14 protein-coding genes are annotated in these 18,980 nt (G+C 68.5%); 11 read left to right on the top strand and 3 right to left on the bottom strand.

All coding sequences use genetic code 11. The annotated features are described in order from the left end of the window. The first annotated feature begins 287 nt into the window (after window positions 1-287). From ACH4EW_RS14220 to ACH4EW_RS14200, 5 genes are read left to right on the top strand one after another with little or no spacing between them, the layout of a single operon-like run. Complete coding sequence (locus tag ACH4EW_RS14220) at window positions 288-1,667, top strand: diaminobutyrate--2-oxoglutarate transaminase family protein (protein WP_398255894.1); 1,380 nt, start codon at window positions 288-290, stop codon at window positions 1,665-1,667. Window positions 1,668-1,696: 29 nt separating this feature from the next. After that, window positions 1,697-3,586 carry an IucA/IucC family protein gene (locus ACH4EW_RS14215; protein WP_398255891.1) on the top strand — a complete coding sequence of 630 codons (1,890 nt, stop codon included), beginning with the start codon at window positions 1,697-1,699 and terminating at the stop codon, window positions 3,584-3,586. 44 nt (window positions 3,587-3,630) lie between these two features. Further along, the gene (locus ACH4EW_RS14210) at window positions 3,631-4,437 is read left to right on the top strand and encodes a GNAT family N-acetyltransferase (protein ID WP_398255889.1); all 807 of its coding nucleotides are present in this window, start codon (window positions 3,631-3,633) and stop codon (window positions 4,435-4,437) included. Window positions 4,438-4,497: 60 nt separating this feature from the next. Then, on the top strand, window positions 4,498-6,414 hold the full coding sequence (locus ACH4EW_RS14205) for an IucA/IucC family protein (protein ID WP_398255886.1): 1,917 nt from the start codon (window positions 4,498-4,500) through the stop codon (window positions 6,412-6,414). A 38-nt stretch (window positions 6,415-6,452) separates the two neighbouring features. Beyond that, a complete protein-coding gene (locus ACH4EW_RS14200; RefSeq protein WP_398255884.1) occupies window positions 6,453-8,423 on the top strand; it encodes an ATP-dependent DNA helicase in 1,971 nt (656 codons plus the stop codon). An 82-nt stretch (window positions 8,424-8,505) separates the two neighbouring features. On the opposite strand, the gene lexA is transcribed toward ACH4EW_RS14200, so the two are convergent. Further along, the gene (lexA, locus tag ACH4EW_RS14195) at window positions 8,506-9,300 is read right to left on the bottom strand and encodes a transcriptional repressor LexA (protein WP_398255882.1); all 795 of its coding nucleotides are present in this window, start codon (window positions 9,298-9,300) and stop codon (window positions 8,506-8,508) included. Between the two features lie 533 nt (window positions 9,301-9,833). On the opposite strand from lexA, the gene nrdR reads away from it, so the two are divergent. Continuing rightward, window positions 9,834-10,343, top strand: a complete 510-nt coding sequence (nrdR, locus tag ACH4EW_RS14190) for a transcriptional regulator NrdR (protein ID WP_398255880.1) — start codon at window positions 9,834-9,836, stop codon at window positions 10,341-10,343. Between the two features lie 162 nt (window positions 10,344-10,505). Beyond that, window positions 10,506-13,406 carry a vitamin B12-dependent ribonucleotide reductase gene (locus ACH4EW_RS14185; protein ID WP_398255876.1) on the top strand — a complete coding sequence of 967 codons (2,901 nt, stop codon included), beginning with the start codon at window positions 10,506-10,508 and terminating at the stop codon, window positions 13,404-13,406. Window positions 13,407-13,735: 329 nt separating this feature from the next. On the opposite strand, the gene ACH4EW_RS14180 is transcribed toward ACH4EW_RS14185, so the two are convergent. Continuing rightward, window positions 13,736-14,326, bottom strand: coding sequence for a TerD family protein (locus tag ACH4EW_RS14180; protein WP_398255874.1), 591 nt, complete (start codon window positions 14,324-14,326; stop codon window positions 13,736-13,738). A gap of 316 nt (window positions 14,327-14,642) precedes the next feature. Here ACH4EW_RS14180 and ACH4EW_RS14175 point away from each other — a divergent pair, with 316 nt between their 5' ends. The 4 genes from ACH4EW_RS14175 (at window position 14,643) to ACH4EW_RS14160 (ending at window position 18,015) form a co-directional block, all read left to right on the top strand. Then, entirely contained in the window at window positions 14,643-15,248 is a 606-nt protein-coding gene (locus tag ACH4EW_RS14175; RefSeq protein ID WP_398255872.1) for a YdbC family protein, read from the top strand. Window positions 15,249-15,312: 64 nt separating this feature from the next. Further along, window positions 15,313-16,227, top strand: coding sequence for an ADP-ribosylglycohydrolase family protein (locus tag ACH4EW_RS14170; RefSeq protein WP_398255870.1), 915 nt, complete (start codon window positions 15,313-15,315; stop codon window positions 16,225-16,227). 402 nt (window positions 16,228-16,629) lie between these two features. After that, window positions 16,630-17,340: a ribonuclease HII gene (locus tag ACH4EW_RS14165; protein ID WP_398255867.1), complete on the top strand. Its 711-nt coding sequence runs from the start codon at window positions 16,630-16,632 to the stop codon at window positions 17,338-17,340. A gap of 57 nt (window positions 17,341-17,397) precedes the next feature. Next, window positions 17,398-18,015, top strand: coding sequence for a hypothetical protein (locus tag ACH4EW_RS14160; RefSeq protein WP_398255864.1), 618 nt, complete (start codon window positions 17,398-17,400; stop codon window positions 18,013-18,015). Between the two features lie 67 nt (window positions 18,016-18,082). Here ACH4EW_RS14160 and ACH4EW_RS14155 read toward each other — a convergent pair whose 3' ends face one another. After that, window positions 18,083-18,721, bottom strand: a complete 639-nt coding sequence (locus ACH4EW_RS14155) for a hypothetical protein (protein ID WP_398255861.1) — start codon at window positions 18,719-18,721, stop codon at window positions 18,083-18,085. Window positions 18,722-18,980 lie beyond the last annotated feature (259 nt).

Raw genomic sequence — 18,980 nt, 5'->3', positions numbered from 1 at the left:
GCACTTCGGTACTGCTCGGAGCCATCCGCTCCGAACGTCCTGAAGACCCCCGGAAATTTGCCCGAGCCCTCCGTGCGGCCCCCCACTATGCCGGTGCCGATGGGGACGGTGCGCGGCAGGGCCACGGTTCCGCCCCCGCAAGGATCTGCGGATCCACCCGTGATCCCCGGCGTCGGGCGTCGTTGATACGTACGAGGGACTGGAGGACAGCGTTCATTCCCGCGGTCCGTCCATGCGCCGACGTACTGACGTGCAACGCAACTGTTACAGCGGGAGGACCAACAGCCGTGGCCGTGACCGAATCAGCTCCGGTGGCAGTGCCGGCGGCGCACGAGGGCATCCTGCGCCGCCAGTCGCTGCGCGAATCCGCCGCCCGTACCTACGCGCGTTCACTGCCGATCGTGCCGGTACGCGCCCGTGGGATGACCATCGAAGGCGCGGACGGGCGGCGATACCTCGACTGTCTCTCCGGAGCCGGCACCCTGGCGCTCGGTCACAACCATCCGGTGGTCCTGGAGGCGATCAAGAAGGTGATCGACTCGGGTGCACCGCTGCATGTGCTCGACCTCGCCACCCCCGTCAAGGACGCCTTCACCACGGAGCTGTTCGCCACCCTGCCGCGGCAGTTCGCCGACAATGCGCGGATCCAGTTCTGCGGACCTGCCGGTACGGATGCCGTCGAGGCAGCATTCAAACTGGTCCGTGCCGCGACCGGTCGCAGCGGACTCCTCGCCTTCAACGGCGCCTACCACGGCATGACAGCGGGAGCCCTTGCCGCCTCGGGCGGCGCCGAGGACGTACGGGTGACGCGTCTGCCCTTCCCGCAGAACTACCGCTGCCCCTTCGGTATCGGAGGCGAGCGCGGTGCGGAGATCGCCGCCCGGTGGACCGAGAACCTCCTGGACGACCCCAAGGGAGGCGCACCCGCGCCGGCCGGGATGATCCTCGAACCCGTGCAGGGGGAGGGTGGTGTGAACCCCGCCCCTGACAGCTGGATGCGCCGGATGCGCGAGATCACCGAGGCCCGGTCCGTCCCCCTGATCGCCGACGAGGTTCAGACGGGCGTCGGCCGCACCGGCGCATTCTGGGCGGTCGAACACAGCGGGATCGTGCCCGATGTGATGGTGCTCTCCAAGGCTATCGGCGGATCCCTCCCGCTCGCAGTGATCGTCTACCGCTCCGAACTCGACACCTGGGAGCCGGGCGCCCACGCCGGCACCTTCCGCGGCAACCAGCTCGCGATGGCGGCAGGCACCGCCACCCTTGCCTTCGTACGGGAGCACCACCTCGCCGAGCGCGCCGCGACACTCGGCGCCCGGATGGTCGCACGCCTCCAGGCACTGGCCACGGACCACCCGTCCATCGGGGACGTCCGCGGGCGGGGCCTGATGATCGGGGTGGAACTCGTCGACCCCGAGGCTGCTCCACGGGGCGACGGTCCCGAGCCACCGCCCGCCCCGGTTCTCGCCGCAGCCGTCCAACAGGAATGCCTGCACCGCGGCCTCATCGTCGAACTCGGCGGACGCCACTCCACCGTCGTACGCCTGCTCCCTCCCCTCACGCTCACCGACGAACAGGCAGCAGCGGTCGTGGACCGCCTCGCCGATGCCCTGGCAGCAGCCGAGCGCTCGCCGCACCGCCGAACCATGACCGGGTCGGCTCGCTGACCCCGGACACCCTCACAAGGAAGACCGCCGTGAACCCCACTTCCGCGCCCCAGGCCGACGGCCCTCCCCCCACCCAGCAGCGAGGACAGGCCGGACTCACCGGCAACTTCGTCGTCGAGCAGAACACCGTGCCCCGTCAGATGGCGGCACCGCACGACGAGCGGTACGTCCCGAAGGCCACGTTCACCTGTGCGGCACCGGCCGACCTCCTCGATCATCCGGACCCGCTGCGGGCCGCCGACACAGCGGGCGTCGAGAATCTGCTCCGCTGCTGGGTCCGGGAGAGCGACCTGCCCCGGCCGGACGGCAACACACTCCGCATCCCGCTCCCCGCCAGCGGGACCGCTCTGCTCGTCCCCGTCCGCTACTGGTCCGCCACGGGCTGGCACCGCTTCGGCATGCCTGCGCTGGAGGGGGCACCCGAAGGAGCACCACCCACAGACGCCGTCACGGTCGCCGCTCTCCTGGGCCGCGAGGCCGACCGTCACGAAGGCGCCGACATGGTGGCCCGGGTCGCCGACTCCGTACAGCGGACGGCCGGCTTCATCGCCGAGCGGCGCCGCACCCCCGGCGCCCCGGCCGAAGCGGACCTCTTTCTCACCGCCGAGCAGTCACTTCTCCTCGGACATCCGCTCCACCCCACCCCCAAGAGCCGCGAAGGCCTCTCGGACTCCGAATCCCGCCTCTACTCACCCGAGTTGCGCGGTTCCTTCCCACTGCACTGGATGGCTGTCGACCTGTCCGTGCTGGCCACCGACTCCGCCTGGACCGATGGAGGCCGTCCGGTGTCGGCCACGGAACTGATCACCTCCCATGCCGAAGGACTGCAACTCCCCGACAACACCGCGCCGATTCCACTCCACCCCTGGCAGGCCCGCGAACTCGGACACCGGCCCGAAGCCGCCGCCCTGCTCGACGCCGGACTCCTGCACGACCTCGGGCCGTACGGGAAGCACTGGCATCCCACCTCATCCGTCCGTACCGTGCACCGACCCGGTACCGATGTCATGCTCAAGCTCTCCCTGGGCGTTCGCATCACCAACTCCCGTCGTGAGAATCTCCGCAAGGAACTCCACCGTGGAGTGGAGGTCCACCGACTGCTCCGCAGCGGACTCGCCGCACAGTGGCACGCCGTCCACCCGGGCTTCGACATCGTCCGCGACCCCGCCTGGCTCGCCGTCGACGGCCCGGACGGCGGGCCTGTCGCGGGCCTCGACGTGATGCTGCGCCACAACCCGTTCGGTCCGTTCGACGACGCGGTCTGCATCGCCGCGCTCACCGCTCCACGCCCCTGGCCGGGCCGGACGGGCATGCATTCACGCCTCGCCGAGATCGTGATCTCCCTGGCCGCTGCCACTGGAAGAGCAGCAGGAGCCGTCGCCACCGAGTGGTTCCTGCGCTACCTCGACCGCGTCGTACGCCCCGTGCTCTGGCTCGACGCCCACGCAGGCGTGGCCCTCGAAGCCCACCAGCAGAACACCCTGGTTCTGCTCGACCCCCACGGCTGGCCCGTCGGCGGCCGGTACCGCGACAATCAGGGCTACTACTTCCGCGAGTCCCACCGCGCGGCACTGGAACAGCGGCTCCCGGGCATCGGATCGGCCAGCGACACCTTCGTCTCCGACGCGGTCACCGACGAGCGCTTTGCCTACTACCTCGGCATCAACAATGTGTTCGGCCTGATCGGAGCCTTCGGTGCCCAGCACCTCGCCGACGAACACGTGCTCATCGCCGCGTTCCGTCGATTTCTCGGCTCGGCCGCCGCACTGGGTTCCCCGCTGCCCGCACATCTGCTGGAAAACTCCCACCTGCGATGCAAGGCCAACCTGCTGACCCGGCTGCACGGCCTCGACGAACTCGTCGGGCCTGTCGACACCCAGTCCGTCTACGTCACCATTGCCAACCCCCTATGTGTCTGAGGGAACATGACCACCGCCTGAACCGCCGAGAGGAGAGCGACATCGTGGTTTCCGCCGATGCGCACACCGGCGCCGGTACCGGCCCTGCCCCCAAGGCCGACACGGGCGCCGAGGACACCCTGGACCTGCCGCTCCCCGAAGAACTCCTCGCCCTGTTCGGCGAGGACACACCGGCCACCGCCACACGCCCCCAGCCGCCGGACGCGTCCGCGTCATCCGGACCGGACGGCGCCGGCCCGGCCGCAGGCACGCAGGCGGCCATGAGCCGGCCGGCCGCCTCGGACCTGCTGGACCGCCCTGCCGACTGGGGACCGGTCACCACGCCGGCCGGAGTGTTCCAACTCGTCCCCGTGCGACTGGAACGCGACCTTGCCGTGATCAGCCGCTGGATGAACGATCCAGCAGTCGCCGCATTCTGGGAACTCGCCGGGGCCGAAGCCGTCACAGCCGACCATCTGCGCCCTCAACTCGACGGCGACGGACGAAGCGTCCCGTGCCTCGGCGTGCTGGCAGGCGTTCCCATGAGCTACTGGGAGATCTACCGAGCGGATCTCGATCCGCTGGCGCGTCGCTACCCCGCTCGACCGCACGACACCGGAATCCACCTTCTCATCGGCGGTGTGAACAACCGCGGACGTGGGGTCGGCACAACCCTGCTCCGGGCCGTCGCCGATCTCGTACTCGACAACCGTTCCCGGTGCGCACGAGTTGTGGCAGAGCCCGACCTGCGTAACACCCCTTCCGTCTCCGCTTTCCTGAGCGCAGGTTTCCGCTTCTCCGCGGAAGTCGAACTCCCCGGCAAACGAGCCGCCCTGATGGTCCGCGACCGAACGCACCGTGCCCAGCTGTGAACGATCTGCCGCATTGCATACACCGCTCGAACCCCATCGGTTCCACCCCGAGGAGTCCCCGTGCCGAAATACCCTGCGAGCCACGATTCAGCGGAGTCTGCCGCGCTGCTCAGCACGCCAGAACTGAACCGGACGGTCTGGGACGGAGCCGCCGCCCGACTGCTCGCGAAGATGCTCGGTCAATTCGCCTACGAGGAAGTCATCGAGCCGGTCCGGCAGGCCGACGGGGGCAACACATACACCCTCGGGCTCGACGACAGTGGAATCCTGAGCTTCAGCGCCCGGCGGGGCGTATACGGCAGTTGGCACATCGTTCCCGATTCGATTCTGGAGACGTGCGGCGACGCCCAGGAGTCGCCGTCGGAATCGACGCGGGACAGCGGCCGGGGCGTGCCTGCCGAGCCACTGGGGGACCGGAACACGCGCAGCGTCCCCTTCCGTGACCCGCTGCAGTTCCTCGCCCGCGCCCGCCACCTCCTCAGGATCGACGGCACCACCCTCGGCCACCTCATCCGCGAGATCACCACCACCCTCGCCGCCGACGCCCGGCTCGACCACACAGCCCTCTCCGCCGCCCGGCTGGCCGATCTCGACTACGCCGAGCTGGAGGGACACCAGACAGGACACCCCTGGCTCGTCGCCAACAAGGGGCGCCTCGGCTTCTCCGCCGCCGACGCCTCCCGCTACGCACCCGAGGCCCGCAGGCCGGTGAGGCTGCCGTGGATCGCCGTCTCCACCCGGATCGCCGCCTACCGAGGGGTGACCGGCCTGGCCACACCCGAGCAGTTGTACGTACAGGAACTCGACCTGTCGGTCCGCGATTCCTTCGCCGCCGTGCTCCGCGCCCGCGACCTCGATCCCGGCGGCTATCTCTGTCTTCCCGTGCACCCATGGCAGTGGGACGAATGGATCGTTCCGGTCTTCGCCCCAGCCATTGCCGCAGGCGACATCGTGCCGCTCCACGCCGACGCCGACCTCCGGCTGCCTCAGCAGTCCATCCGCACCTTCGCCAATGTGTCCCGCCCCGACCGGCACACCGTCAAACTGCCCCTGTCGATCCTCAATACGCTGGTCTGGCGAGGACTGCCGACCGAACGCACCCTTGCGGCCCCCGCCGTCACCACCTGGGTCCAGGGTCTGCGCGACCGCGACGCTTTTCTGCGCGACACGTGCAGGGTCATCCTGCTCGGCGAGGTGGCCTCCGTGACCGTCGAGCATCCGCTGTACGACCACCTTCCGGAGGCTCCTTACCAGTTCAAGGAGATCCTCGGCGCGATCTGGCGAGAACCCCTCCAGCCCCGGCTCGCGCCGGGCGAACGGGCCCGGACCCTTGCCTCGCTGCTCCACACCGATCCGCAGGGCCACGCTTTCACGGCCGAACTCGTCGCCCGCTCGGGGCTGACACCCACCACCTGGCTGACCCGGCTCTTCGCCGCGCTGCTCCCGCCGCTGCTGCACTTCCTCTACCGCTACGGCACCGTGTTCTCCCCACACGGAGAGAACGCCATCGTCGTCTTCGACGACCAGGACGTACCGGTTCGCCTGGCGATCAAGGACTTCGTGGACGACGTGAACATCAGCGCCCAGCCGCTGCCGGAGCACGAGTCGATGCCACAGGACGTACGCCGCGTCCTGCTCACCGAGGAGCCCTCCTTCCTCACCCAGTTCATCCACTCCGGACTGTTCATCGGCGTCTTCCGCTTCCTGTCCCCGCTGTGCGAGGAACAGCTGGGAGTTCCGGAGGCCGATTTCTGGTCACTCGTAAGGGACGAGATCCTGCGACACCAAGCCCGTTTCCCCGAGCTCAAGAAGCGATTCGAGATGTTCGACATGCTGACGCCCCGCATCGAACGTCTCTGTCTGAACCGCAACCGCCTGCACGTGGACGGATACCGGGACCGCCCCCGGCGCCCGCACGCCGCCATCCACGGCACCGTTCCCAACCCGCTCCACCCCTCCGCCCGAGTCCGGGACTGATCGCCGTTGTCAGTGGCGCCCCGTAGGGTGGTCGGGCTATGACAAAGCCATCCCTCCCCGAGCTCCTCCACGCCGCCGTAACCGCCGTCGGTGGTACGGAACGGCCCGGCCAGGCCGCCATGGCCGAGGCCGTTGCCGAGGCTGTCGACGACAATGCCCATCTGCTCGTCCAGGCCGGCACCGGCACGGGCAAATCCCTTGGCTACCTGGTGCCCGCGCTGGCGCACGGGGAGCGCGTCGTAGTGGCGACGGCGACCCTGGCACTGCAGCGCCAGCTCGTGGAGCGCGACCTTCCGCGTACGGTCGACGCTCTGCATCCGCTGCTGCGCCGCCGCCCCCAGTTCGCCATGCTCAAGGGCCGCTCGAACTATCTCTGCCTGCACCGGCTCCACGAAGGAGTGCCCCAGGACGAGGAGGAGGGGCTCTTCGACCAGTTCGAGGCAGCGGCCCCGTCGAGCAAGCTCGGTCAGGATCTGCTGCGGCTGCGGGACTGGTCGGACGAGACCGAGACCGGCGACCGTGACGACCTCACCCCGGGTGTGTCCGACCGCGCCTGGGCGCAGGTCTCCGTCTCCTCCCGCGAATGCCTGGGCGCCGGCAAGTGCGCGTACGGCGCGGAGTGCTTCGCGGAGCAGGCCCGTGAGCGTGCCAAGCTCGCCGACGTCGTCGTCACCAATCACGCCCTCCTTGCCATCGACGCCATCGAGGGCGCTCCGGTGCTTCCGCAGCATGAGGTACTGATCGTCGACGAGGCCCATGAGCTGGTCTCCAGGGTCACCGGTGTGGCCACCGGCGAGCTCACGCCCGGCCAGGTCAACCGGGCGGTACGCCGAGCGGCGAAGCTGGTCGACGAGAAGGCGGCCGACGCCCTGCAGACCGCGTCGGAGGGCTTCGAACGGGTGATGGAGCTGGCGCTCCCCGGCCGTCTGGAGGAGGTCCCCGAGGACCTCGGCTACGCGCTGCTCGCGCTCCGTGACGCCGCGCGTACGGTGATTTCGGCCCTGGGTACCACCCGGGACAAGTCGGTCCAGGACGAGGACGCCGTCCGCAAGCAGGCACTCGCATCGGTGGAGACGATTCACGGCGTCGCCGAGCGCATCACCCAGGGCTCGGAGTACGACGTCGTCTGGTACGAGCGTCATGACCGTTTCGGCGCCTCTGTGCGGGTCGCCCCGCTCTCCGTCTCCGGACTTCTGCGCGAGAAGCTCTTCGCTGAGAGGTCCGTCGTGCTCACCTCGGCCACGCTCAAGCTCGGCGGGGATTTCAATGGGGTGGGGGCGTCGCTCGGACTCGCTCCCGAAGGCACCGCGGGTGACGACAATCCGCAGTGGAAGGGGCTCGACGTCGGGTCGCCGTTCGACTATCCGAAGCAGGGAATCCTGTACGTCGCCAGGCATCTGGCCACGCCCGGCCGGGAGGGTTCTCGCACCGACATGCTGGATGAGCTCGCCGAACTGGTGGAGGCGGCGGGCGGGCGCGCCCTCGGGCTGTTCTCGTCCATGCGGGCGGCCCAGGCCGCCGCCGAGGAATTGCGCGGCCGACTCGACAAGCCGATCCTGCTGCAGGGCGAGGAGACCCTTGGAGAGCTGATCAAGAACTTCGCGGCCGATCCCGAGACCTGCCTCTTCGGCACGCTTTCGCTCTGGCAGGGAGTGGATGTGCCCGGGGCCAGCTGCCAGCTGGTGGTCATGGACAGGATCCCGTTCCCTCGCCCCGACGACCCGCTGATGAGCGCACGCCAGAAGGCGGTCGAGGAGGCGGGAGGCAATGGGTTCATGGCTGTCGCGGCGACGCATGCCGCTCTGCTGATGGCCCAGGGCGCCGGCCGGCTTGTACGGGCCACGGGCGACAAGGGTGTGGTCGCGGTGCTCGATCCGCGACTGGCCAACGCCCGGTACGGCAGCTATCTGCGCGCCTCGCTGCCCGATTTCTGGTACACCACCGACCGAAACCAGGCGCGCCGCTCACTCGCGGCCATCGACGCGGCAGCCAAGGCCAACGGCCAGTAGCCCGCCCGGGTGCCCGGCGGCACAGGCAGACCCCGGGATCGGCGCAGTGGATCCCGGGGTCCGGTCTGAAGGCGGCGAGTCTTCACACCCGCCGCAGCACCGCCACCACCTTGCCGAGAATCGTCGCCTCGTCGCCCGGGATCGGCTGGTATGCGGAGTTGTGCGGGAGCAGCCACACATGGCCGTCCTCCCGCTTGAAGCGCTTGACCGTGGCCTCGCCGTCCAGCATGGCCGCGACGATGTCGCCATTCTCCGCGACGGGCTGGCGGCGCACGGTGACCCAGTCTCCGTCACAGATCGCAGCCTCGATCATCGAGTCACCGACGACCTTGAGGACGAACAGCTCTCCGTCACCGACCAGCTGGCGGGGGAGCGGGAAGACGTCCTCGACCGATTCCTCGGCGAGGATCGGGCCACCCGCTGCGATCCGGCCGACCAGCGGCACATACGACGCCGCGGGCTTCCCGGTCGTATCGGTGGGCTGCGAGCTGGGCTGGTCCGAACCGCGGACCTCGTACGCCCGCGGGCGATGGGGGTCGCGACGCAGGAAGCCCTTGCGCTCCAGGGCCATCAGCTGATGGGCGACGGAGGACGTGCTGGACAGGCCGACCGCCTGGCCGATCTCCCGCATCGAGGGCGGGTACCCACGCCGCTGCACGGAGTCCCGGATCACCTCGATCACGCGCCGCTGCCGGTCTGTGAGCCCCGAGCTGTCCGCCCGGATGCCTGGAGGTCGGCCGGGCAACGAGCGCACTGGGCGCACGGGCTCCGGCCCCTCCGTGTTCGTGACTGAGTCATTCATGGCATGCACCGGCTCGAGTCGGCTCTGGGAGCGGTCCTGGGCAGTGATGGTGGCACTGTCTGCGGTGGTGGTCACGTCGGCCCCTCTCGAATGGTCTCCCTAGCTGGACAACGGTAGTAGCTTTCGAAAGGTTGCGCCAAACACACGTTCGAGTGAAAAACGAATAAAAGTCTGTCGTGTGTTCACTGGTGGGTGTATGCGTGACGGCCGGAGTGACCGGTTCCCTGCTTGGGCCGACCCCTTGGGGCGACCGGCAATTCGGGCTATTACGGTAGCGTTCGCCGGCGCGGCGTCGCCACGCGGGGTGGTCTCCGAGTCGTTGTCCGAGTCCGACAGCAGGAGCCCCGCAATCCTGGCAGCCGCGCGGTTCCCGTAACCTCGTGCTCGGCCGTAGGCTGCCTGCGGTCCGCTCGCGATGCGCGACACGCGCTGGGGCTGAATGTGCGACCAAACCCAAGATCTAGTGGTTGGATTGTTCCAGTCGCCCACAAGTTGTGGTCCCCGGTCTGCCGGGGGGCGGTCATCGCCTATGCTTGTGACTGCTTCGAGGGGCCCTGGCGGGCCCCGAAGAGGCTATTCAGTCGTGCTGTGAAGGAGGGTCGGAAGCCATGCACTGCCCCTTCTGCAGGCACCCCGACAGCCGGGTCGTCGACAGTCGCACCACCGATGACGGCACGTCGATCCGCCGTCGCCGTCAGTGCCCCGACTGCTCCCGCCGTTTCACGACGGTGGAGACCTGCTCGCTGATGGTGGTGAAGCGCAGCGGTGTGACCGAACCCTTCAGCCGTACCAAGGTCATCTCGGGCGTGCGCAAGGCATGCCAGGGGCGGCCGGTCACCGAGGACGCCCTCGCCAAGCTCGGCCAGCGGGTCGAGGAGGCAGTGCGTGCCACCGGCAGCGCCGAGCTGACCACCCATGACGTGGGTCTGGCCATCCTCGGCCCCCTGCAGGAACTCGACCTCGTCGCGTACCTGCGTTTCGCGTCCGTGTACCGGGCGTTCGACACACTTGAAGACTTCGAGGCCGCCATCGCGGAACTCCGCGAACGGCGGTCTCCCGCGGAGGAGCGCGGGAGGGGCGAGACCCTTGAGGTCCCCGTTCCCGCCGTCGCCGACTGAGCGACACCGGCCGATCGGCACAGGTCCATGGGCCGGCGACAGGGCGGCTGTATTTGGACTTGCTCCGGGCGCTGTGCGTGGTGCCCGAAGTATTGGAGACAGGCTGTGCCCCGGGAAGTTCTGGGCACTTCAGGGCGTTTTTGCCCACATATGGGAGGCGGCATGACAGAGACGGCGAGCGGCCCGGCACGAGGTTCCCGAGCCAAGGGATCCAAGTCGAGCAAGGGGCTGCGTATCGAGCGCATCCACACCACCCCCGGCGTACATCCGTACGACGAGGTGGCATGGGAGCGCCGTGACGTCGTCATGACCAACTGGCGCGACGGCTCGATCAACTTCGAGCAGCGTGGCGTCGAGTTCCCCGACTTCTGGTCGGTGAACGCGGTCAACATCGTCACCAGCAAGTACTTCCGCGGGGCCGTCGGCACCCCGCAGCGCGAGACCGGTCTGCGACAGCTCATCGACCGGATCGTGAAGACGTACCGCAAGGCCGGCGAGGACCACGGATACTTCGCCTCTCCCGCGGACGCCGAGATCTTCGAGCACGAGCTGGCGTACGCCCTCCTGCACCAGATCTTCAGCTTCAACTCGCCGGTCTGGTTCAACGTCGGTACGTCCCAGCCGCAGCAGGTGTCCGCCTGCTTCATCCTGGCCGTCGACGACTCCATGGAGTCGATCCTCGACTGGTACAAGGAAGAGGGCATGATCTTCAAGGGCGGCTCCGGCGCCGGCCTGAACCTCTCCCGTATCCGCTCCTCGAAGGAGCTGCTGTCCTCCGGTGGCAACGCCTCCGGCCCGGTCTCCTTCATGCGCGGTGCCGACGCCTCCGCCGGAACGATCAAGTCCGGTGGCGCCACCCGGCGCGCGGCCAAGATGGTCATTCTCGACGTCGACCACCCCGACATCGAGAACTTCATCGAGACCAAGGTGAAGGAGGAGGAGAAGATCCGCGCACTGCGCGACGCGGGCTTCGACATGGACCTGGGCGGCGACGACATCACGTCCGTCCAGTACCAGAACGCCAACAACTCGGTGCGTGTGAACGACGAGTTCATGAAGGCCGTCGAGTCCGGTGGCAAGTTCGGGCTGCGTGCGCGCATGACCGGTGACGTCATCGAAGAGGTCGATGCCAAGTCCCTCTTCCGCAAGATGGCCGAGGCGGCCTGGGCCTGCGCCGACCCGGGCATCCAGTACGACGACACGATCAACCAGTGGCACACCTGCCCGGAGTCCGGCCGGATCAACGGCTCGAACCCCTGCAGCGAGTACATGCACCTGGACAACACCTCGTGCAACCTGGCCTCGCTGAACCTGATGAAGTTCCTCAACGACGACGGCAAGGGCAACCAGTCCTTCGAGTCCGAGCGCTTCGCCCAGGTCGTCGAACTGGTCATCACCGCGATGGACATCTCCATCTGCTTCGCCGACTTCCCGACCCAGAAGATCGGCGAGAACACCCGCGCCTTCCGCCAGCTGGGCATCGGTTACGCCAACCTCGGCGCCCTGCTGATGGCGACCGGCCACGCCTACGACAGCGACGGCGGCCGCGCCCTCGCCGGTGCCATCACCTCACTGATGACCGGCACCTCGTACAAGCGCTCCGCCGAGCTCGCCGCGGTCGTCGGCCCGTACGACGGCTACGCCCGCAACGCCGAGCCGCACCAGCGGGTCATGAAGCAGCACGCCGACGCCAACGCCGCGGCCGTCCACATGGACGACCTGGACAACCCGATCTGGGCCGCCGCCACGGAGGCCTGGCAGGACGTGATCCGCCTCGGCGCGAAGAACGGTTTCCGCAACGCGCAGGCCTCGGTCATCGCGCCCACCGGCACCATCGGTCTCGCGATGTCCTGCGACACCACCGGCCTCGAGCCCGACCTCGCCCTGGTCAAGTTCAAGAAGCTGGTCGGCGGCGGCTCGATGCAGATCGTCAACGGCACCGTCCCGCAGGCTCTGCGCCGCCTGGGCTACCAGGAGGAGCAGATCGAGGCGATCGTCGCCCACATCGCCGAGCACGGCAACGTGATCGACGCCCCCGGTCTGAAGACCGAGCACTACGAGGTCTTCGACTGCGCGATGGGCGAGCGTTCCATCTCCGCGATGGGCCACGTGCGCATGATGGCCGCGATCCAGCCGTGGATCTCCGGCGCGCTCTCCAAGACGGTGAACCTGCCGGAGACGGCCACCGTCGAAGACGTCGAAGAGGTCTACTTCGAGGCGTGGAAGATGGGCGTCAAGGCGCTCGCGATCTACCGCGACAACTGCAAGGTCGGCCAGCCCCTCTCCGCGAAGACCAAGGAGAAGGAAAAGTCCGCGGCGGATGCGGTCACGGCCAAGGCCGAGGAGACCATCCGTACCGCGGTCGAGAAGGTCGTCGAGTACCGCCCGGTCCGCAAGCGCCTTCCCAAGGGCCGTCCCGGCATCACCACCTCCTTCACGGTGGGTGGCGCCGAGGGCTACATGACCGCCAATTCCTACCCGGACGACGGTCTCGGCGAGGTCTTCCTGAAGATGTCCAAGCAGGGCTCCACCCTCGCAGGCATGATGGACGCCTTCTCCATCGCCGTCTCGGTCGGTCTGCAGTACGGCGTCCCGCTGGAGACCTACGTCTCGAAGTTCACCAACATGCGCTTCGAGCCGGCCGGTATGACGGACGACCCGGATGTACGGATGGCGCAGTCGATCGTCGACTACATCTTCCGCCGCCTGGCGCTGGACTTCCTGCCCTTCGAGACCCGCTCGGCACTCGGTATCCACTCGGCCGAGGAACGTCAGCGTCACCTCGACACCGGTTCGTACGAGCCCTCCCTGGAGGACGAGCTGGACGTCGAAGGCCTGGCCCAGTCCGCGCCGGTGCGGACGGAGCCCTTGAAGGCGGTGGCCGCCGTGCAGGAGGCCGAGAGGCCGGCTCCGAAGACGGCGCACACCTCGGCGGAGCTCGTCGAGATGCAGCTGGGCATCAGCGCGGACGCGCCGCTCTGCTTCTCCTGTGGTACGAAGATGCAGCGCGCCGGATCCTGCTACATCTGCGAGGGCTGCGGCTCGACCAGTGGTTGCAGCTGACACCGGGCGCCATCGCGTGGGACGCAACGTCCGGCCCAGCCGGCGTGCCTAGTGCCGCGACCGGCGAGATATGCCCCGTCGCGACGCCCGGCACGCGCGCTCGCTGCGTTGGCCAAAAGCCCGGGTAGCTCCGCTACAAGGGCTTTTGGCCGCCTTGCGATCACACGCACCGGCCGCCGCTTCTTGACGGGCAAACCTTGCCGGTCGCGGCACTAGCTGATCAGCAGTGCGTACGAAGGGGACCGACCGACGGCCGGTCCCCTTCGTCTTGCCGCAGTTCCGGGGACGGGGACGGGAGGTGTGCTGTGTGGACCGTGCCCCGTGACGTGTCACGTTCCGGGCGTACGGTTTCCCATCATTCGGGCGAACGACTCGGGGTCCCCGTCGAAACCCAGGACCGTTCCGTGGAACTCCCAGACACCGGAGGCACCGCGGATGAACTCGGCGACGGTTGCCGCGGTGGCGGCGCCGACCGCGGAGAAGTCGTCCTCCGCAAGGTTCGTGTAGCCCTCCCGAATCTGAACGCGGGTATTCGCTATTTCGGCGAATGTCCTGCGGCCGTCGCGCTGCTGAATGGCGACTCCGACGACGACCCGGGTGTACGTGGTCGACAACCGGCCCAGTTCAAGAGTCATGACCTCGTCGAAACCGAAGCCCTGGCCGGTCCTGCTGTCGCGGTTGAGGGTGATGGTGCCGTCCGGGGAGCGGCTGTCGAAGTGCACGAGATGCGCAGGGCTGCCGTATGGCGCCTGCGCGAGGTAGGTCGCCGCGATGATGTCGAGATCATGGACCGGGGCACCCGAAGGGCTGGGATCCCATTTGAGCCTGACTTCGACCTTCTCGATGTCCTTGTTGGGTGTGCTCATCGCCACTTGCCTCCCTGGCTTGCCGCTGGGCCGTCGTCGGGCCGTTCGTACCACCTGATCATGTCTGTAACTGGCCCCGGATCCAACCGGCTTGGCCGTCGGCGACGTAATCGGGACACTGTCGGTTCGGCGATCCAAGCCTGATGGAGGGCCGTTCCGGGGGTGACGGCGGCGATGTCGGCGCGAGCCGGGCGTCGACGGGCAGCCCTTCGAGAGCACTGAACGACAGATCGGTGAGCTGGACGTGCTTGCCCTGGTGGTGCAGGGAGAGTGCGGTCCATGGAGATCATTCTGTGATTCACGGCCATTGATTCGGGCGTACTCCAACAGAGCGTGACCCGCGCTACGTTCGACGCCGTACGATGGCGCGGTGCTGGTCAAGTGGATTCGTTGCACCGTGGTGGACCGTCGAGGTTTTGAGCGGGGACAGCGAAAGTGGGCAGGGCTGCTGGATGAGCCGGGGTTCAGGGGACAGGGCGGCGGGTGGAGTCGAGGGCGTCCCGAAGTGGCCCACGTCTTCGCTTTCTGGGAGAACCGCGTCTTCTACGACTCGTTCATGGCGCGCGCGCACGACCGACTGGCTGCCGCGCAGTCCAGCACGTACAGCAGCATCCAGGTCAAGCTGTTCGAGTACCGCTTCGATGTGAAGACCGGCTTCGAGCCCCGCTTCACCGATGCGGATGTCGTCAGGGTGGCGCACAGCAAGGTGCACGAGGACCGGGTCGAGCATTTCGCATTGATGCAGGAGAGGGTGTGGAATCCGGCGATGGCCGGATCGCCGGGCATGCTGCGAGGGGTGTTCGGGGAGGCGCCGGGGCACGAGTTCCTCGTGTTGTCCATGTGGCAGTCGAGCGCCGAGCGTGGCAAGTACCGGGCGGGGAGTATCGAGCGGCTGACGCAACGGGCGCAGACCGAGGACGACGTGGCGGCGGTGGCGGGAGACGTCGTTCAGCTTGAGCCGTCCTGGACGGTGTGACCGGCCGTTCGAGCGCTGGCGTACCCCTGAGCCGTACGGCATCACCGGATAGAGTGGAAGGGCGATGACAACCGCTGACTCTGTATCCGACCAACGTTTCGAACGCGCCCTGGCCAGCCTGCGAGGGCTGTCGGTGGGGGACGCACTGGGTTCCCAGTTCTTTGTGCCCGCCAACTATCCGCTGCTGAAGCAGCAGAAACTGCCGTCCGGCCCCTGGCAGTGGACGGACGACACCGAGATGGCCTCGTCGGTGCTGGCCGTGCTGGTGGGGCACGAGCGAATCGACCAGGACGCGCTCGCTCGTTCCTTCGCCGAGCATCATGACTTCGACCGGGGATACGGCCCTGCTGTGAACCGGCTGCTCAGGCTGGTGAGGGAGGGCGACGACTGGCGGGAGCTGGCATCGGCGCTGTTCAACGGCCAGGGCTCCTGGGGCAATGGCTCGTCGATGCGTATTGCGCCGCTCGGCGCCTGGTACGCAGGCGACCCGGAGCAGGCCACACACCAGGCCGAGATCTCCTCGTACCCCACGCACCAGCATCGCGAGGCGGTCGTGGGAGCGATGGCGGTTGCGGCCGCGGCCTCGCTGGCGGCGGCAGCGGAGGGACCACCCAGCCCGACAGAGCTCCTTGACGGCGTGATCGCGCTCGTGCCGCGCAGCGCGGTCGGTGCAGGGCTGCGCCGGGCACGGGACATGCTCGACTACGGCGATGCCGGGACGGTCGCCGCGGTCCTCGGCAACGGTCGGCGTACCAGTGCACATGACACCGTTCCGTTCGCACTCTGGTCGGCGGCGCGGAGCCTCGGTGACTTCGAGCAGGCTTTCTGGGGCACGGCCCAAGCGGGCGGCGACATCGATACGACCTGTGCGATCGTCGGCGGGATCGTCGCAGCGGGCAAGGGGGGCGCACCGCCTGCCGAGTGGACGGCACAGACGGAAGAGCTGCCGGACTGGCTCCAGCGGCAGTTCGAGGGATGACGACAGCGAGCGCACCGATCAGGCCGCCGACGGGCGGCTGGATCTTGCACCCGCTGCGTGTGTGGGGGGCCGCGGCGGCGTGCCCAGCCCGCTGTGCCACAGGCAACCGGTCCGCAGCCACGTCGGCTCGGCGCTGTGTTCCGTCCTTCACGAATGTGATGCAGTCACTGCTGGACCCTTCCAATGGGCGATCCTCAATCGCGTTTTCCTGGCGTCGGCACAACACTTCGTGAGCACTGCCTTCGTATGCGCAGCTCTTCAGGCGTATGTACCGAAGCAAAGTGGCGGCCGGGGCACAGGACCGTGCCGCAATCCTTTCTGCGGCTCGGTGTGCGGCCGGGGCAGCCGTCGGGCGCCCCGGGGTGTTGTCGGCGTCCCCACCGGCGTACGCTGACAGGCGCCATGCCGTACGAACCACCCACGCACACCGTCGAGCGCTCACTGCGCGCTACCACTGGTGCCAAGACCGTCGCCGGTGTCGACGAGGTCGGACGCGGAGCGTGGGCGGGACCGGTCACTGTGTGTGCGGCCGTAACCGGCCTTCGCAGACCTCCCGCCGGACTCACCGACTCCAAACTGATCAGCCCCAAGCGCCGCGCGGAACTGGCCCCGCTGCTGGAGCGCTGGGTCACCGCGTTCGGTCTGGGTGATGCCTCTCCGCAGGAGATCGACGACCTCGGGATGACGGCTGCCCTGCGCCTCGCCGCTGTGCGTGCTCTCGACGCCCTGCCGGTGCGGCCCGATGCGGTGATACTCGATGGCAAACACGACTACCTGGGACAGCCCTGGCAGGTCCGCACAGTGATCAAGGGTGACCAGTCCTGCATCGCGGTCGCGGCTGCTTCGGTGATCGCGAAGGTCCGACGGGACTCGATGATGGCCGAACTGGGCGCGGATTCCGGCGAGTACGACGCCTTCGCTTTCGGCGCCAACGCCGGTTATCCGTCGCCCGTGCACAGGGCCGCGCTGGAGGAGTGGGGACCTACACCCCACCACCGCCTCTCGTGGTCCTACCTCGACGCGCTACCCAGGTGGCAGCACCTCAAGAAGGTCCGTTTCTCCGCCGAGGCGGCTGCACTGGAAAGCGGGGGCCAACTCGGCTTCGATTTCTGATCGCGCACATGCCCCCCGCTGATGCCTTGAGTGTCGGCGTTTGATAGACAACCACCCATGCCTCTCATCCCCGAGGAGCCTCAGATTCACGAGAGCGCCCAGGGTCCCCGCGTCACTCCGGCCGCAGGCCGCACCGCGTCGACCCCCCGTCCCGTACCCGGTCCGCGTTCAGCGGCCATGCCGCGCCCCGGTCGTCCGGGACCCGGCCCCGCGAGGCCCGCGCCCCCGGCGCAGCGTCCGCACTCCACCTCCGGCCAACCGCAGGCGGCCCGGCCGGAGAATCGTTCCGCACCGCAGATCCAGTTGATCCCCGCCTCGGCTGCCGGCGCACTCGACGCCGCCGACGAAGCGGTGGACCTGCTGCTCGACTCCGGACGCGCACCGGGCGACATCCTGGTGCTCACCACCGGTGAGCAGCACCCGTGGGCCGCGCACGAACTCTCCTTCGGCGAGGCTGCCTACTGGGCGCAGCAGGAAGTCGGCGATGACGTCTTCTTCGCCGGTACTGCAGCCACGGACCGGGTGAAGCCCCGCCCCGTGGTGATCGTCGCCGTCAACGGCGACAGCGGCGACGACGCCGGTGCACTGTCCGGTGCGCAGGAACGCACCGGTGCCCTGCTGATCGTGTGCGGGGACCCGCAACGGATCAACGCGGTGCTCGGCGCCGGCGTCTGATCCGCAGGGCACACAGGGCCGTGGTGGTCCGGCTGCTCGACAGGGCAGCCGGACCCGAAACCACGGGTCAGCGTGCTGCGGTGCGTCGCAGCGCCTGGGCCGCACCGCCGCCGGTGCACAGCGGGAGCGGATCGTAGTCGAGCGATGTGTCGACGAGAGCGGACGGCTGTGATGCCGAGTTGGGCCGACGCCCGCCCCGGCCCTCGCCCAGCACCTGCCAGCCGCCGCGGGTCAGCGTGATGTACGCGCCGCACCGAAGGCCGTGCAATGTGCAGGCGTCCCGCAGGCCCCACATCCACGCTCCGTCCTCCTCCGTCCAACGCTCGTCGCCCTCGCGGCAGTAGAGCAGTACTGCGGTACGGACAGGTGTGCGGCGGCGCAGGTCGTGCGGGATGACCCGCCGCAGATGCGCCAGCAGCGCGTTGCGGAACTCCCAGCCGTCCGCGGCTATGGAGCGGCGGGCGAACGAGGCGCTGGCCGTGAGGCGTTCCTCATGGTCGAGTACGGCGACGACAGCCGTCTCCGGGGTCGGCCGGTGCCGGGTGTGCAGGCCGCTGACAACCTCGCGGGGACTGCGCAGCAACGGTATGCCCGCTTCGGCCCACTCGGCCGGTTCCAGCATCCTGGCAAGGCGGTTGACAGAATCGGCGGATGCCGGGGACACCGACATCGAAGTGGCTGCGGACGGAGCGAATCCGAAGGTCACAATCCTCCCTTCGCATGCGCGCCCACGGTACGGGCAGGGGTGGATGAGGGCGCACCGCGGCACAGCCCTCCCGGGCCGCGAAAGAACCGTGCGGTGAGTGGGTCCAATTCTTCCTGGCGTATCGGCAGGCGGCAACGAGCAATTGGCGTAGCTGACGGGAATCAGCCGGAATGACTCTGATATCCCTGCCCATGCCGTGCCCGAATGACGCCTCCTGTTACGCCTGAACGGCCCGGACCAGCGGAAACACTCCCTGCGC

It is taken from the genome of Streptomyces sp. NPDC018000, assembly GCF_044328025.1.
Taxonomy (GTDB): Bacteria; Actinomycetota; Actinomycetes; order Streptomycetales; family Streptomycetaceae; genus Streptomyces.
The sequence above is the reverse complement of the archived record's forward strand: the minus strand, read 5'-3'. Positions and strand labels throughout refer to the sequence as shown.

Coding starts and splice junctions, on each gene's coding strand:
- ACH4EW_RS14200 (WP_398255884.1), top strand. CDS start 6,453: ATGACAAAGCCATCCCTCCCCGAGCTCCTCCACGCCGCCGTAACCGCC.
- nrdR (WP_398255880.1), top strand. CDS start 9,834: ATGCACTGCCCCTTCTGCAGGCACCCCGACAGCCGGGTCGTCGACAGT.
- ACH4EW_RS14185 (WP_398255876.1), top strand. CDS start 10,506: ATGACAGAGACGGCGAGCGGCCCGGCACGAGGTTCCCGAGCCAAGGGA.
- ACH4EW_RS14170 (WP_398255870.1), top strand. CDS start 15,313: ATGACAACCGCTGACTCTGTATCCGACCAACGTTTCGAACGCGCCCTG.
- ACH4EW_RS14165 (WP_398255867.1), top strand. CDS start 16,630: ATGCCGTACGAACCACCCACGCACACCGTCGAGCGCTCACTGCGCGCT.
- ACH4EW_RS14160 (WP_398255864.1), top strand. CDS start 17,398: ATGCCTCTCATCCCCGAGGAGCCTCAGATTCACGAGAGCGCCCAGGGT.